Raw genomic sequence first — 14,893 nt, forward strand, 5'->3', positions numbered from 1 at the left:
ACAAACCGTCTGCTCTTTGAACAGGCGGTTTTTTGTTATGCATCTGTTTTAAGACAGCTCCGTCCATTTCTGCTGAAGAGACGGCGTTTGATAGGAAGCCATCTGTGAAATCAATTCTTCCGGTTCTCCAGAGGCATGCAACAATTGAAGGTGTGATTCATTCGAAAAACCTTCCTGTACACTGAACGTCACCATGTCGAGGAGCGGTTTGAAATACTGATTCACATGATACAATCCGATTGGCTTTTGATGGATGCCAATTTGCGCCCAGCATAGCACCTCAAATAATTCTTCATATGTACCAAAACCACCTGGCATGGCAATAAACCCATCGGCCAGCTCGCTCATTTTCGCTTTTCGTTCATGCATTCCTTTGACTTCAATGAGTTCAGTGAGCTCTTGATGCACAACCTCTCCTCTAAAAAGCCCTTTTGGCATGACTCCGATCACTTGCCCGCCGTTTTTTAATACCTCATCCGCTATAGCGCCCATTAAGCCAATTCGTGAGCCACCGTATACAAGACGGATTCCTTGCTCTGCCATATAAGCCCCTAGCTCGACAGCTTTTTGTTTGTAGATGTCATTCACACCTGGATTCGAACCAGCAAACACACAAATCGTTTTCATCAAAACAGCTCCATCTCTCTCTATGATTTCTTCACCCACTCATTCTACTATAATTCATTGTAAAGAAACAGCCACTCCATCTATATATAGTGTAAAATTAGAAGGTGAACACCATATAAGGAGCTGTATAAAGAGAATGCAAACAACTGAAATGGAAAAATGGATCAAAGATTTCTACAAAATGAGAAATTGGACAGAATACGGGCCGTTTATCAGGTTAGGTTTCCTGATGGAAGAAACAGGAGAACTCGCTCGCGCAGTCAGGGCGGTCGAAATTGGACGCGATCGACCTGATGAGAAAACACAGGAGGACACCGCGTTAAGAAAGGACCTTATTGAAGAAATGGGGGATGTCTTAGGAAATCTACTAGTTCTAGCTGATCTCTATAATGTAACAGTAGAAGAGATCTTCTCTTCCCATCAACAGAAACTCACACAACGGTTTTCTAGTGAAAAAGAGCAGGTAAAAAGCACGTGACCGACATGTCACGTGCTTTTTTATCCTTTTATAGCTGCTGTGGTGAAATATCATCCGTTCGTTCAAAGAAATGCTGCTTTCCAATGTGATGGAAAAGACCGGTACGATGTAAAAGCTCTTTTGGCTGTGATTGAAGCCCTACAATCATCAATTTTCCATTGTGATGCTTTAATCGATTGGAAATGTTCATCAGAACCGCTTCTGCTGAGGTGTCCATATAATTCACTTTGTTCATAAGCAAAATGAGTGTTTTCGGCTTTGTCTGAACATGATCCAAAATCGAATTTTCCAATGAATCGGTTGTACCGAAAAAGAGTGGCCCTTCAATCGAATACATACTAATCCCTTTCTGATCGGTCTCCCTTTCTAAGGCAGCCGCCGTTTCGATTTGAGGAACAGCGACATTTGTGTGGATATTTGTTGTCTGGCTCATTTTTTTGATAAAGGCGATAAACGCTAAAGTGAGACCTGCAGTCACCCCAATAATCAAATCACCGATGACCGTCAGCAGGAAGGTCACGACAAGCACAAGGGAATCCGCATTTTTCACTTTGACAATATTGATAAACTCTTTTTTCTCACTCATATTCCACGCCACAAACATCAAAATCGGTGCCATGGCAGCAAGCGGAATCATCGATGCATGTGGTGCAAATAACATTAAGATGAGCAAGACGACGACACCATGCACGACTCCTGAAATGGGGCTTGCTCCACCATTTTTAATGTTTGTTGCCGTACGAGCAATCGCTCCAGTCGCTGGAATCCCTCCGAAAAGCGGCGCCGCCATATTGGCAATTCCTTGCCCGACGAGTTCTTTATTGCTGTCATGCTTTGAGCCTTTCATATTATCAGCAACCATAGCTGACAAGATGGACTCCACGCCGCCCAAAAGCGCAATGACAATAGCCGGCGGCAGCAGATAAATTATTTTTTCAATCGTTAATTCAGGGAAAGCGAAAGTTGGCAGCTGACGAGGGATTTCGCCATATGCAGAGCCGATGGTTTCAACTTGTCCTTGAAAAAAGAGAACAGCTATAAATGTTGAAACGAGTAGACCTAATAGAGCACCAGGTATTTTGGGAATGTATTTTTGTGCCGCCAAAATCACGATGAGCCCAACAATCGCTGTGAGAATGGCGAGACTGTTTGCGGTACCGAGATGGACCACGATTTCTCTCATATTGAGGAAAAAGCTTTCATGCTTTTCAACACCCTTTAATCCGAGGAAGTTGGCAATCTGTCCTGAAAAAATAATGACAGCAATGCCAGCAGTAAAGCCGATGATAACCGGACGAGGAATAAATTTCATGAGCTTTCCTAGTTTGAATATTCCGAATAATACAAGCATACAGCCTGCCATAAAACCAGCAATGAGTAAGTTTTCGATACCGTACTGGCTGACGATCCCGAATAAAATTGGAACAAATGCCCCGGTCGGTCCGCCGATCTGATACTTTGAACCACCAAACAATGAAATCAAAATGCCGGCAACGATGACTGTGTATAATCCATATTCTGGTCCGACACCAGATGCAATGGCAAAAGCCATGCCTAAAGGAATTGCCACAACGCCCACGACAAGCCCAGCGATTAAATCGCGTCTAAACTTTGATGAATCATAACCTTCAAATCTTCCATAAAAACGCATGGTATGTGTTGGCCTCCTTCAAGTATGTGTAGATGATTTAGGTATATTGCGGGTCAATCTGTTTATCTTTTATAACGACATCCAGCTTTCCTGTTGCCGGATGAATCACTAGTCCATGAACAGCTACATCACTTGGCATGAGCGGGTGCTCTTTGACTAATTTCACACTTTGAGATACGCTCTCTTCCACTGAATCAAAGCCTGTCAGCCAGCCCTTTAAATCGACACCTGCGCTTTTCACAATGCTCAAACACTTTTCCTCAATTCCCCGTGCTTTTGCCTTTTCAAGTAAAGGGTCTGCCGCAAGGCCTGCCATTCCGCATTCATGATGTCCGACAATGCATACTTCCTCTGCTTTCAGCTCATAAATGGCTAGTAAAATACTCCGCATGACACTGCCAAATGGATGTGTGACGATGGCTCCTGCATTTTTAATGATTTTCGCATCACCGTTACGAAGCCCCATGGATTGGGGTAATAATTCCAACAGGCGTGTGTCCATACAAGTTAATATAACCAATTTCTTCTCAGGAAATTTTCCCGTCTTGAAAGGCTCATACTGTCTCTCTTTCACAAAGTCTTCATTGTGCTGAAGAATCTGTTCTAATGTTGATCCCATCCTGTCATCTCCTATCTTTTTTAAGTGATTGTAACGCCTTACCTGGCCTCCTTTTCCCTTGTGTGTTCTCAAGCATAGAGAAGAAAAATGATAGAAAAAAAAGAAAAAAATGAGAAAACGATGAGAGAATATGTAAGCATTTTCTCTATTTTGCTCTTTGTTCCGCTTCAGCACAGGGGAGAGGCGGCTTTTGCTTTCAAACAATGGCTTTCATTTCACCAAAAGACGATGAAATGGTTTAGTAGAAAATGACCATCCCGTTTAATACACTGCAAATATAATAAATTTTCTATCAAAAAGTCTCGATCTTTTTTCCAGTTTGTCAGATTATCTCTCGAAACATCTAGCGTTTTTCTATGACTCATCTACTAATCACTCGTTTTTCTACATCGTAAAAAGACATCAGATGGCCATGTCATTTACTCTTTCACTATAAAAATCTCTCCTTTTCCGTTATTTCAGTATATTAAATATTGAGCAGCTCATATTCAAACGTGTACTGCCAAAATGGTTGCTTTATAATAAAAAGAGAAAGATGACCATATGAAAGGAGCGAGTTGATGATGAAACCACATATTTTTGTCGCCAAACCCTTACCTGCCGCTTTTGAAGACATGCTAAAGGCACATTGTACATACGAGGTATGGCAGTCAAAGGACCCGATCCCAAGAGATCTATTATTTGAGAAGCTGCAGAAGGCTGATGGCCTTTTAACATCTGGCACGTAAATTGATCAAGATTTATTAGATCATGCACCCCAACTCAAGGTGGTGAGCAATAATTCAGTCGGTTATGACAATTTTGATCTAGAAGCCATGAGACAAAGAGGCGTGATTGGTACGCACACGCCTTATACACTCGATCATACCGTTGCTGATCTTGCCTTTTCGCTCATTCTCTCTTCTGCGAGGAGAATTGCCGAGCTTGATCGTTTTATCCGCAAGGGAAAATGGACAAAATTTGTTCAAGAGGAAGATATATTCGGCATTGACGTCCATCATCAAACGCTTGGGATCATTGGGATGGGACGAATCGGTGAGCAAGTAGCCAAACGAGCCGCTCATGGTTTTGATATGAACGTCCTCTATCACAACCGGAGCCGGAACGAGAAAGCCGAATCGGCATATGGCGCTGTATATTGTGCACTGGATGACTTGCTGAAGCAAGCTGATATCATTGTGTTAATCACACCACTGACGGATGAGACGTACCATATGATAGGAGAGCGGGAATTGAAATTAATGAAGCCGACAGCTTTATTCGTGAACATCTCCCGCGGAAAAACCGTCGATGAGAAAAGCCTCATTCAAGCACTGCAGGAAGGGTGGATTAAAGGAGCTGGTCTGGATGTGTATGAGCAAGAACCGCTTCAGGAAGATCATCCTTTCAAAGAGATGGACAATGTCACGCTTGCCCCGCATATCGGTTCCGCTACTGAAACGACAAGAGATCTTATGCTGAAACGAGCCATTCATAATGTGCTTCATGGAATTGACGGCAAAGCCCCTGTTGATATTGTGAAGGAGCTTGCCTCATCTTAATTGAAAAAAGGCGCAGGGAACTGCGTCTTTTTGTTTACGTCATCTAGAGACAGTAGGTCAAAAAGCCTCATTTTTTCCAATCTCCTGATTCTTTACATTCTCTTCATATGCCGGTGCTATAATATGAGGTAGACAAGCATCAAGAGGACGGCATCCTATTTCCTTTTGAGGAGGATCAAGATGAAAAAAATAAGTTCGATTTTTACTCTGTTCGCTCTGATTGCTGCCATTCTGTTTTCTGGATTTATCCCGCAGCAAGTCCATGCAGAAACACCACTTACACCAACAGCCACAAATGAGACTGCTTCCGTACAGCTTGCACCAGACCTTCGTACCCTTGCCGTCATTAATACCTTTGATGGTGTAGCAGATTACTTAATCCGCTATAAACGACTACCTGATAATTACATCACCAAATCACAAGCGAGCGCCCTCGGATGGGTGGCATCAAAGGGAAATTTAGCTGAAGTCGCACCGGGCAAAAGCATCGGTGGAGACGTATTCTCTAATCGGGAGGGACGCCTTCCATCCGCTAGTGGCCGTACATGGCGTGAAGCCGACATCAACTACGTCTCTGGTTTCCGTAATGCTGACCGCCTTGTGTATTCAAGTGACTGGCTCATTTATAAAACAACCGATCACTATGCGACATTTACGAGGATTCGTTAATCAATGAAAAAGACAGCCCTAAGTCAAAAGGGCTGTCTTTTTTCATATTGTTTACGGAAGCAGTTTTTGTACGTACTCCTCAAACGGTTGTGAGAGTGATTTCTTCGATACTTCTTCCTGTTCATGTATTGTGACATGATCCTCTGTCACGATCACACGACCTGTTGGTGTCAGTTTGGATGCAAGCAGCCTTTTGTTAAAAGGAGAGGCTTCATTTTCATAAATCTCATGCCGCAATTGCACAAGTGTATCTTCACCGACTTCTTTTAATGTGAAAGCATAACCTGTTTCAGCACCTGCTCCCCTATCCAATTGGAGTAGATGGGTTCCTTTTTCTGTTTCCTCTGCGTTCACGTGAAAACGAAGGGACGGTGCTTCCACCCATTCACCTGTAAAAGGGACGGGCTGAAGGGGTAAATTCACACCAAATCCTGCATCAATGAGGTAGCACTCATGGTGATGTTGAAGGACGATGGCTACATGCGTCCCATCCAGTGCCCACTTCTCTGCTTCTTTGTTATATACGGTCCCTTGAACGAGCTTTACGGCGAGACCTGCCTCTTTTAAGACATAATATAAGAGCGGATTGAGGTCATAGCAAAGCCCACCTCTGCTGCCTTCCAGAAGATGATGCTTCAAACCTTCTTGATCCAAAGCATAGGCGTGTTTACCCACCACAGATCTATTTTCAAAAGGAAAGGTATAAGCCATCTTCCTTAGTAAATCTGGCAATTGATCAAACGTAATGGACGCGGCTTCATATCCAATTTTCTGTAAAAAGGCTGATTGAATCACAGCTTTCCCTCCTAAAAAAACTGAGCCCTTGAAAGAGACTCAGTTTTCTTGATTGATAAAATCCGTTAACGCATCGATGGCTTCTTGTTCATCTGCTCCATCAGCTATTAGTTTGACGGTGACCCCAGAGCTAATCGCAAGACTCATCAGTCCCATAATACTCTTCGCATTGACCTTTTTCCCATCTTTCTCTAGAAAAATATCAGCACCAAAACGATTGGCTTCTTGAACGAACAAAGCAGCCGGACGTGCCTGCAAACCCGTTTTCAGCTGAATTGTGACCGTTTTTTCCACCATATGATCTGCCTCCCTTTTTTATTTCCCTATTTGAGTGTAACAGCTTGTCCGTTTCTTAATTGTTCTGCAATTTGATCTAGCTTTCTTAAACGGTGATTAATGCCTGATTTGCTGATCTTGCCGCTTTCCACCATTTCGCCAAGTTCCTTTAGTGTGACTTCTTGGTAGTCAATACGCAGTTGCGCAATTTCACGCAGCTTATCTGGCAGGGCGTCTAGTCCAATCTTTTCGTCAATGAATTGAATATTTTCAACCTGGCGCAGTGAGGCACCGATCGTTTTATTCAAGTTTGCTGTTTCACAATTGACGAGCCGGTTCACTGAATTCCTCATATCTCGGACGATGCGCACATCTTCAAAACGAAGCAATGAGTTATGAGCACCCACAACACTTAAGAATTCCGTAATTTTCTCCGCTTCCTTCATGTATGTGATAAAGCCTTTTTTGCGTTCAAGTGTTTTACTGTTAAGATGGAATTGATTCATGAGCTCACATAGGGCATCATTATGTTCTTTGTATAGTGAAAAAATCTCAAGGTGATACGAAGAGGTTTCTGGATTATTCACAGAACCTCCTGCTAAAAAAGCACCTCTCATATAGGAACGCTTGCAGCATCTTTTCTTCACAAGTTCTTCTGAAATGTTGCGTTCAAATACAAATTGTTCACCTAATATCTTTAGATCCTCTAAAATGGTTTTCGCTCGTTCTACCAGTCTGACAATATACACATTATTCTTTTTTAATCTCATTTTTTTACGAACGAGCAGCTCGACAGTCACATCGTATTTCTTTTTCAAAAGGGTATAAATACGTCTTGCAATGGCTGCGTTCTCTGTCTGTATATCTAAAATCAATTTTCGATTAGAAAAAGATAATGAACCGTTCATACGGATGAGGGCAGAAAGCTCTGCTTTTGTGCAGCAGTCCTTCACTTCCAGATTAGTCAGCTCTTTTTTTGTTTCGGATGCAAATGACATCCTTGCCACCCCCATTCCTATTTTTTCTGATGCAGCAGATCGACAAGCAGCGCGGCTACTTTCAACGTATCATGACGAATCACATGCTGGTCATATGTAATGATTTCCCCAGGGATGACTTCTAGTCCCATGGCTTTGAGTACATCTGTGTCGAATTGTACAGGCTGCGCCTGTTCTTCTGCATATTTTGCTTTGATTTCTTCTGGAATTTCTTTATTGTTCACAAATATCGTATCGATAAATGGTCGGTCCATATGATCGTTTAATGCCTGCACATGATCAGCTGCACTGTAGGAAAGCGTTTCCCCCGGCTGTGTCATGACATTGCAAATATAAACTTTCTTCGCCTTAGAACGAATCACTTCTTCGCCAATATGCGGTACAAGCAAGTTTGGCAAGATACTTGTATACAAGCTGCCAGGTCCAAGGACGATCAAGTCGGCTTCACGAATGACTTGAATCGATTCTGGGAGCGGCTCAATCGTATCGGGTGTGAGGAACACTCGTTTAATTCGCTCACCATAGGTTGGGATTTTTGATTCTCCTGTTACCACTTGCCCATTTTCTAATTCCGCATGAAGAACAACACTTGAATTCGCTGCTGGCAATACTTTTCCTCTCACATTTAAGACCTTGCTCATTTCTGTGACGGCATGAAAAAAATCACCGGTTATATTCGTCATAGCCGCAAGAATGAGGTTGCCGAGAGAGTGGCCTGTTAAGTCATTCCCTTTATTAAAACGGTGCTGAAATAAATCTTCTACAAGCGGTTCGACATCAGAGAGTGCCGCAAGTACATTTCGAATATCGCCTGGAGGCGGAATATTCAAATCATGTCGCAGTCTGCCTGAGCTGCCTCCATCATCAGCTACCGTCACAATGGCGGTAATGTCCACTGGCTTTGTCTTTAATCCTCTAAGTAAAACAGATAAGCCAGTGCCTCCGCCAAGAATGACAACCTTTGGTAGTGTCGTCATCTATTTTCTGCTTCTCTTTTCAATGTCCCGGTGAGTGACATGTGTATAGTAGTCATTTTTAAAATACTCCGATAAGTAGTTCGCTAGCGTCACTGATCGATGCTGTCCGCCTGTACAGCCAATGGCAATAACAAGTTGGCTTTTTCCTTCTCGTTTATAGGACGGTAGCATAAAGCTGAGAAGGTCGATTAATTTCTCTGTGAACTTTTGCGTTTCACTCCACTTCATGACATAGGAGCGTACTTCTTCATCGTTTCCAGTCTGTGGACGCATGCTCTCAATATAGTAAGGATTCGGCAGAAATCTCACATCAAATACAAGATCAGCATCAATCGGCAGACCGTATTTAAAACCGAAGGACATCACATTCACTGTAAACACCTGCCCTTGGCTCGTGGCAAAGTGTGCAACAATTTTTTCTCGAAGCTGTTTGGGTTTTAAATCCGATGTATCAAAAATCATTTGAGCCCGGCCTTTTAACTCTTCTAACAGATCGCGTTCCATTTCAATTCCTTCGAGCGGCAAACCTGTAGTCGCAAGGGGATGAGAACGTCTCGTTTCTTTATATCTTGAGACAAGCACCTTATCGTTTGCATCTAAAAATAGAATCCTTGGTGTGATCCAGCCGATATCACTCATCTCATCTAAGGCAGCAATTAAGCTATCAAAGAATTCGCGTCCGCGCAAATCCATCACAAGGGCCACCTTGCTCATCTTTGAATTGGATTCCTTCATGAGCTCTAGAAACTTCGGTAAAAGTGATGGCGGTAAGTTATCCACACAAAAGTAACCTAAGTCTTCAAAGCTTTGGATGGCAACGGTTTTCCCCGCACCTGACATCCCTGTAATAATCACAAGCTGAATATCATCTTGTTTGTGCGTATTCATGCCTGCTCCCTCTCCTTCTTTATGAAAACGGTTCATTTATTAGTCTCCTTGAGGATCTAATCGATAAGCAATCAGCTCAAAATCTGGTGTATACGTAAAAGTGCCGTGGAGAAGTCCTTTCCCTTTCAACATGAAGTCAAGAATATGGGAATCTCCTGGAGCCATCGGCAAGCTGGGCACATCTTTTACATCATGCCATTTTAAAATGCCTTCCTCCGACTCTGATACGTTTTTTCCTGTAAAGGAATCTGCCATAAAGGTGAACATCATCCACTCTTGAACGATTTGATCGCCTTCTTTTATGATAAAGGTAAACACGCCTTTTAGCTGCGGATTTAAAATATAAATGCCTGTTTCTTCTCTAAATTCTCGAACGACTGAATCCTTGACCGATTCTCCGCTCTCCATTTTGCCGCCAGGTGCTACCCACCAGCCTCGTCTTGGCTTTTGCAGCAAGAGAACTTGATCATCGTGATGCAGCACACAATTGGTTACTCGTTGCATCAGCTGTCACCTACTCTTTTATGTCTTTTTCTTATTATACAGGTTCATCATGACTCCCACAATGAACATGCCCGTTCTTCACTGAAAACAGACAGGTTTTCGTATGAATATGGTGACGGGCACTTTCTCTATTCTTTATTTTACAACATCTAACGGTTCTCCATGCGTCATTTGTGAACATCTCGTGAATTTCTGATTTTAAGCAAAAAAAAGGACACGGATTCACATCCGTGCCAAACATGTATTCCTTATAAAAGGGGGTCAATTACTAGTTTCATCATAACGGATAATTGTTTCACCCGTGTTACATTCCAGTTAAAAGCCCGTGACGCAATATTAAGGATTTACGACAGCTGTTTATTTCATTGCTTTTAGCTTTTCAGCAAGCTCTTCTACATAATGCTGTGCACTCTGTGCTGCAATACTTCCATCACCTGTTGCTGTGACGATTTGACGAAGGGTTTTCTCACGAATGTCTCCAGCTGCGAAGATTCCTTCAACTTTTGTTTCCATTCTTTCGTTCGTCTCAATGTAGCCCTCTGCATTTGTAATCCCTAGATTTTCAAATGGTTTAGACAGCGGCAGCATACCGATGTAGATAAAGACGCCATCTGTTTTGAAGTCTTCTTCCTCACCTGTCACGGTATCAATTAATGTCACACTGCCGACTTTCCCGTTCTCTTCATTGATTTCTTTAACGGTTTTGTTCCACATAAAGTCGATTTTTTCATTATCAAATGCACGTGCTTGTAAGATGCTTTGGGCACGCAGTTTGTCGCGTCTATGGACAATAGTGACTTTAGATGCAAAGCGAGTGAGGTAAACACCCTCTTCTACTGCTGAGTCTCCTCCGCCAATCACGACAAGCTCTTTGTTTTTAAAGAAGGCACCGTCACATACCGCGCAGTATGATACGCCGCGGCCGCCAAGTTCTTTTTCGCCTGGTGCACCGATTTTTTTGTATTCAGCACCTGCCGCAATAATGACAGAGCGTCCTTTGTATTCTTTTGAACCAGCTTTGACGGTTTTGTACTCTTCACCATCTACAATTTCTTTAATATCGCCATACGCATACTCGGCACCGAATTTCTTTGCATGCTCAAACATTTTATTTGAAAGTTCCGGCCCTAAGATGCTTTCAAAGCCCGGATAGTTCTCGACATCTTCCGTATTCGCCATTTGGCCGCCTGGAATTCCTCTTTCAATCATCAGTGTTGAAAGATTTCCCCGTGATGTATAAACAGCGGCTGTCATTCCGGCAGGACCCGCTCCAATGATGATCGTATCGTAGATTTTTTCTTCTGACACAACTGTCACTCCCTCTTCAATTGCTGCTAGCATTTCTTATTAGAATGCCCTTGGGTGATGCTTCCATTCATGACAGAGAGCATCATTTCCACTCTTAGCTTTTATTCCTTACCCATATCCTATTAAATCTGCGGGTAATAAGCGAATCATTTGCTCATATCTTCAAAAAAAGAAAAAGCTTCCTTAAACTGCTGTTTAAGGAAGCCTGTTTACGGTTATATAGTAAGTAATGATTTATTCAACGACTCTTCTTACAACGCCATTGAATGCTTTTTTCCAGTAAACGTTGCTCATAGAGTCAACTGAAACACCGCGAGAGCTATTATCGTTCAAGAATGTACCGTTTCCTAAGTAAATACCAACGTGTCCATTTACTTTATACGTATCAAAGAACACAAGGTCTCCGCGTTTCATGTCAGATGCACTTACAGCTCTTCCTTTACCTACAAGCGTATCTGTTGTTGTACCGCCAACTGGTCCAAGGTTGATGCCTGCTGATGCAAATGCCCAGCGAACGAATGAAGAACAGTCAAAACGACGTGCGTCAATATCGGCTTGTGATCTGCCGCCGCCCCATTTATATGGAGATTGTCCTACAATCGTAGAACCCGTGCTGATTGCACCTTCGATTCCGCCTACATTATTGCTGACAGGTGATCCACCGCCAGAAGATGGCTTTTTGCTTGGTGAACTGCTGCTATTGTTATTTGAAGATCCACTGTTATTTGAAGAAGAACCGCTGTCGTTATTAGAGCTGTTGTCTTCTGCTTGAACACTAGCTTGACGCTGCTGTTGTTTTTGTGCTTTTTCTTCTTTTGCTTTTTGAGCAGCTTCTCTTGCTTCTTTTTCAGCTTGTTTTTGAGCAGCGATTGTTGCGTCTTTTTCAGATGCAATGCTGTTTGCCTCAGTGTTTAACTCGCTGATTTGAGAAGAGGCACTTCCTTTTTGCTTTTTCACTTGCTTGAATAGCTTGTCTTTCTCATCAAGCTGTTTATTTAAGTCTGTTTGAAGTGTTTCAAGCTTTGCAAGCGTCTTTTGAACATCTTCAAGCTTTGTATTTAATTCGTTTTCAGACTGTTGTAATTCTGCTTTGTCTCTTTCTTGTTCTTTAATGATTTCGCTGTCTGCGTTGATTAATGTAGATACAGCACCTGCACGGCTGATGAAATCGCTAAAGCTTTTTGCTCCTAGTAATACATCTATGTATTTCGTAGAACCACCGCTTTCTTGAAGCGCACGTACACGCTTTTTCAAGAATTCGTTTCTTTCTTCGATACGTTTTTCTGTATCAGCAATTTCTTTTTTCAGTGCTTTGATTTCTTTTTTTGTTTTTTCGTTTTCTTTTTGTTTTTCTTCGATTTGATCACTTGTTTTTAAAGCTTTTTCGTCAATTTCTTTTAGCTTTAGCGCAAGTGCCTCTTGTTTTGCCTCAAGCTTTGAAAGCTCTTCTTTTTTCTTTTGAAGATTCTTGTTTACCTCTGACTGCTTGCTGTCTAGTTCTTGTTTCTTTTGTTCAAAGTTCTGTGCATTTGCTTCATGAGTAAATGGAATAAATAAACCGCTCGCTCCAATCACCGAAGCTAAACCGAAAGTAATAAACTTTTTCACGTATAGTTCCTCCTTTGACAATTTCCCAAGCGACATGAGAAAGCAGCAAATTCTCTGCGACCAATCTGTGCTTCCTGTGTCTTTCTTCCTGATGATTCAGTCAGATGTTGACCAGATTGTTTCTATCACTAGGTGTTGCATTATGTATAGTAAAATATTTAAATATATGTCTTTGTTTTAATCCACGAGTTTCATTATACATGACACATCGACAAAATGAGCTAATATTTTTATTACATTTATGTTTCAAATAGATGTCGAGATTGTCATACTTCGCCAAATCCTAGCAAATCCCACCTTTTTATCCAAGAAAAAAGCATGACCTTTTCGGCCATGCTGCTGTTATCTGAATCTATTTACCTATTCAAACCATGAACGCACAAATAATATTCTCATATTTTGACAGCGTTTGAACGCTGATCTGAAAAGAAGCTGCGATCTCTTTTTTGCTGACAGCTGATTCTTCTTGTTCATTCATCCATAGATAATAAGAAGCTGCTGCCCATGCAATGGCATTTTTCTTCTCTACGCCTGAAGCGCGTGCTTGCTGAATAATATGGAATAACCAAAAATATGGCATGTGGCTATCAGGCTGCACCGCTTCTTCCAAAGCTGATGCCGCCTGTTTTGTGAAGACCGCATCTTCTGAAAACGATCGTTCTTCCATTTGATCTTCAAATAAAAGTAACTCAATAAACTGCTGTTCAAAGGCCGTTTTCGCAGCGCGGGAATCAAGAACAGATTGCAAGACGTCACGTTCACCTTTTTGTTTGCTGACATAGTAGGCAGTGAGTCGTTCCTCAATTGAAACCATTGGCTCAGACTCCTCTGGTTTATCTTGCCACGGCTTGATTTCATCTGCATCAATATCTTCTTCCACCATCTTATCCCAGACGGTTTGCGCCAGCGTTTTGTGGCCCGTATAATAGGCTGCACTTGCCAGCCAGTATAAAAACGTACTATCACCTTGGAAACCTGTTTTATACAAAGAATAAAGCCATTTAAATGCCCATTCAAATTCTCCAACAAGGGCAAATGTTGCGCCAAGCTTATAACGCTGTTCACTTAATATTGGATACACGTGCGTTAATTGCTTCGCTAACAGATTGACCTTTTCTTCTTCTTTTTCATAATGATAGAAAACAAGCTGATTACAAAGGGCATGCAGATTACCGGGATTTTCATGAAGGACCCGGTTCAACATTTCTTTTGCCTGATCGATTTGGCCAGAATAAAAATAGGCCAAAGCGAGATTATTATACGCTGACCAAAACTCTGGATACTCAACAATCATCTGTTCCAGCATCTCGATTGCTTCATCCAGCCTGCCGCTTTCTAGCAAATGGTTGGCTTGATCCTGCTTTACAATCAGATCATCCTGATCATAAGGGAAATCTTCATCAACATCGTCACTCATATCAAGCAGATCGAGGAGATCGTCATTTTCATCTGCAAATTCCCCGTCTTCTTCCAGCGCAGCATAAGCAGTGGCGCATCTATATGCCTCTTGAAATAAACCGAGATTCGCATAATTATTGGCTTTAAAGTAGTGACACTCTGACATATTCTCATCCAAGTGTTCAAGGATAAAATCAAGCAGTTCATTTGATTGTTGGTAATGACCCATTTCAGTATAAATAATGGCAAGCTGCGACAGCATTTCTACATTTTCAGGCTCAAGTACGATGGCCCGCTGTATCAGCTTACTTGCCCTAGACAGATTTCTTTCTCTATATGCTTTTAGACCTTTATGAAAAAAGTAATGCCCATCTTGGAATAGCTGGACGACTTGTGTGTGATTATTTTGAGAAGTGTATTTACTCACCGATACCCTCCATTTCGAACAGTGTACCGTGTGTAGTATAACATACTTCATGAGTCGTCACATAGAACAAAAGGAAAGGAAGGATTTGTTTTTCATTTAAAAGCAAAAAGCCGGGGATACCCCCAGCTT

13 protein-coding genes and 2 pseudogenes are annotated in these 14,893 nt (G+C 42.0%); 3 read left to right on the forward strand and 12 right to left on the reverse strand.

Features of this window, described 5'->3' with window-relative positions:
* Positions 1-48: 48 nt before the first annotated feature.
* The gene (locus NSQ64_RS17605) at positions 49-627 is read right to left on the reverse strand and encodes an LOG family protein (protein WP_341017572.1); all 579 of its coding nucleotides are present in this window, start codon (positions 625-627) and stop codon (positions 49-51) included.
* Between the two features lie 136 nt (positions 628-763).
* Here NSQ64_RS17605 and NSQ64_RS17610 point away from each other — a divergent pair, with 136 nt between their 5' ends.
* Complete coding sequence (locus tag NSQ64_RS17610) at positions 764-1,105, forward strand: MazG-like family protein (protein ID WP_341017575.1); 342 nt, start codon at positions 764-766, stop codon at positions 1,103-1,105.
* 28 nt (positions 1,106-1,133) lie between these two features.
* On the opposite strand, the gene NSQ64_RS17615 is transcribed toward NSQ64_RS17610, so the two are convergent.
* Together NSQ64_RS17615 and NSQ64_RS17620 are read right to left on the reverse strand one after the other, a co-directional pair.
* Entirely contained in the window at positions 1,134-2,756 is a 1,623-nt protein-coding gene (locus NSQ64_RS17615) for a SulP family inorganic anion transporter (RefSeq protein WP_341017577.1), read from the reverse strand.
* A 37-nt stretch (positions 2,757-2,793) separates the two neighbouring features.
* A complete protein-coding gene (locus tag NSQ64_RS17620; RefSeq protein ID WP_096881889.1) occupies positions 2,794-3,375 on the reverse strand; it encodes a beta-class carbonic anhydrase in 582 nt (193 codons plus the stop codon).
* Between the two features lie 563 nt (positions 3,376-3,938).
* Here NSQ64_RS17620 and NSQ64_RS17625 point away from each other — a divergent pair.
* A pseudogene (locus NSQ64_RS17625) lies at positions 3,939-4,916 on the forward strand (2-hydroxyacid dehydrogenase).
* A gap of 342 nt (positions 4,917-5,258) precedes the next feature.
* Positions 5,259-5,585, forward strand: a pseudogene (locus NSQ64_RS17630) (ribonuclease); the annotation flags it as partial.
* A 51-nt stretch (positions 5,586-5,636) separates the two neighbouring features.
* Here the strand turns inward: NSQ64_RS17630 and NSQ64_RS17635 are convergent.
* From NSQ64_RS17635 to NSQ64_RS17675, 9 genes are all read right to left on the reverse strand, one after another.
* A complete protein-coding gene (locus NSQ64_RS17635; RefSeq protein ID WP_341017580.1) occupies positions 5,637-6,380 on the reverse strand; it encodes an arylamine N-acetyltransferase family protein in 744 nt (247 codons plus the stop codon).
* Between the two features lie 39 nt (positions 6,381-6,419).
* The gene (locus tag NSQ64_RS17640) at positions 6,420-6,677 is read right to left on the reverse strand and encodes an HPr family phosphocarrier protein (protein ID WP_008348124.1); all 258 of its coding nucleotides are present in this window, start codon (positions 6,675-6,677) and stop codon (positions 6,420-6,422) included.
* Between the two features lie 26 nt (positions 6,678-6,703).
* Positions 6,704-7,654 carry a DNA-binding protein WhiA gene (gene whiA, locus NSQ64_RS17645; RefSeq protein ID WP_008348125.1) on the reverse strand — a complete coding sequence of 317 codons (951 nt, stop codon included), beginning with the start codon at positions 7,652-7,654 and terminating at the stop codon, positions 6,704-6,706.
* A gap of 17 nt (positions 7,655-7,671) precedes the next feature.
* Complete coding sequence (locus NSQ64_RS17650) at positions 7,672-8,631, reverse strand: gluconeogenesis factor YvcK family protein (protein ID WP_008348128.1); 960 nt, start codon at positions 8,629-8,631, stop codon at positions 7,672-7,674.
* Positions 8,632-9,519: an RNase adapter RapZ gene (gene rapZ / locus NSQ64_RS17655; RefSeq protein WP_024719879.1), complete on the reverse strand. Its 888-nt coding sequence runs from the start codon at positions 9,517-9,519 to the stop codon at positions 8,632-8,634. It abuts the gene before it with no gap.
* Positions 9,520-9,558: 39 nt separating this feature from the next.
* Positions 9,559-10,023 (reverse strand): 8-oxo-dGTP diphosphatase, encoded by a 465-nt coding sequence (locus tag NSQ64_RS17660; RefSeq protein WP_058336954.1) that lies wholly within the window; start codon positions 10,021-10,023, stop codon positions 9,559-9,561.
* 357 nt (positions 10,024-10,380) lie between these two features.
* Positions 10,381-11,331 carry a thioredoxin-disulfide reductase gene (trxB, locus tag NSQ64_RS17665; RefSeq protein ID WP_029575420.1) on the reverse strand — a complete coding sequence of 317 codons (951 nt, stop codon included), beginning with the start codon at positions 11,329-11,331 and terminating at the stop codon, positions 10,381-10,383.
* Between the two features lie 234 nt (positions 11,332-11,565).
* Positions 11,566-12,939: a C40 family peptidase gene (locus NSQ64_RS17670; RefSeq protein WP_341017584.1), complete on the reverse strand. Its 1,374-nt coding sequence runs from the start codon at positions 12,937-12,939 to the stop codon at positions 11,566-11,568.
* Positions 12,940-13,303: 364 nt separating this feature from the next.
* Entirely contained in the window at positions 13,304-14,764 is a 1,461-nt protein-coding gene (locus NSQ64_RS17675) for a tetratricopeptide repeat protein (RefSeq protein WP_301231725.1), read from the reverse strand.
* Positions 14,765-14,893 lie beyond the last annotated feature (129 nt).

This window comes from Bacillus sp. FSL W8-0183, from assembly GCF_038006825.1.
Taxonomy (GTDB): Bacteria; Bacillota; Bacilli; order Bacillales; family Bacillaceae; genus Bacillus; species Bacillus altitudinis.

Excerpts from the sequence above, each read along its gene's own strand:
- NSQ64_RS17605 (WP_341017572.1), bottom strand. The coding sequence starts at position 627 with ATGAAAACGATTTGTGTGTTTGCTGGTTCGAATCCAGGTGTGAATGAC.
- NSQ64_RS17610 (WP_341017575.1), top strand. The coding sequence starts at position 764 with ATGCAAACAACTGAAATGGAAAAATGGATCAAAGATTTCTACAAAATG.
- NSQ64_RS17615 (WP_341017577.1), bottom strand. The coding sequence starts at position 2,756 with ATGCGTTTTTATGGAAGATTTGAAGGTTATGATTCATCAAAGTTTAGA.
- NSQ64_RS17620 (WP_096881889.1), bottom strand. The coding sequence starts at position 3,375 with ATGGGATCAACATTAGAACAGATTCTTCAGCACAATGAAGACTTTGTG.
- NSQ64_RS17640 (WP_008348124.1), bottom strand. The coding sequence starts at position 6,677 with ATGGTGGAAAAAACGGTCACAATTCAGCTGAAAACGGGTTTGCAGGCA.
- whiA (WP_008348125.1), bottom strand. The coding sequence starts at position 7,654 with ATGTCATTTGCATCCGAAACAAAAAAAGAGCTGACTAATCTGGAAGTG.
- NSQ64_RS17650 (WP_008348128.1), bottom strand. The coding sequence starts at position 8,631 with ATGACGACACTACCAAAGGTTGTCATTCTTGGCGGAGGCACTGGCTTA.
- rapZ (WP_024719879.1), bottom strand. The coding sequence starts at position 9,519 with ATGAATACGCACAAACAAGATGATATTCAGCTTGTGATTATTACAGGG.
- NSQ64_RS17660 (WP_058336954.1), bottom strand. The coding sequence starts at position 10,023 with ATGCAACGAGTAACCAATTGTGTGCTGCATCACGATGATCAAGTTCTC.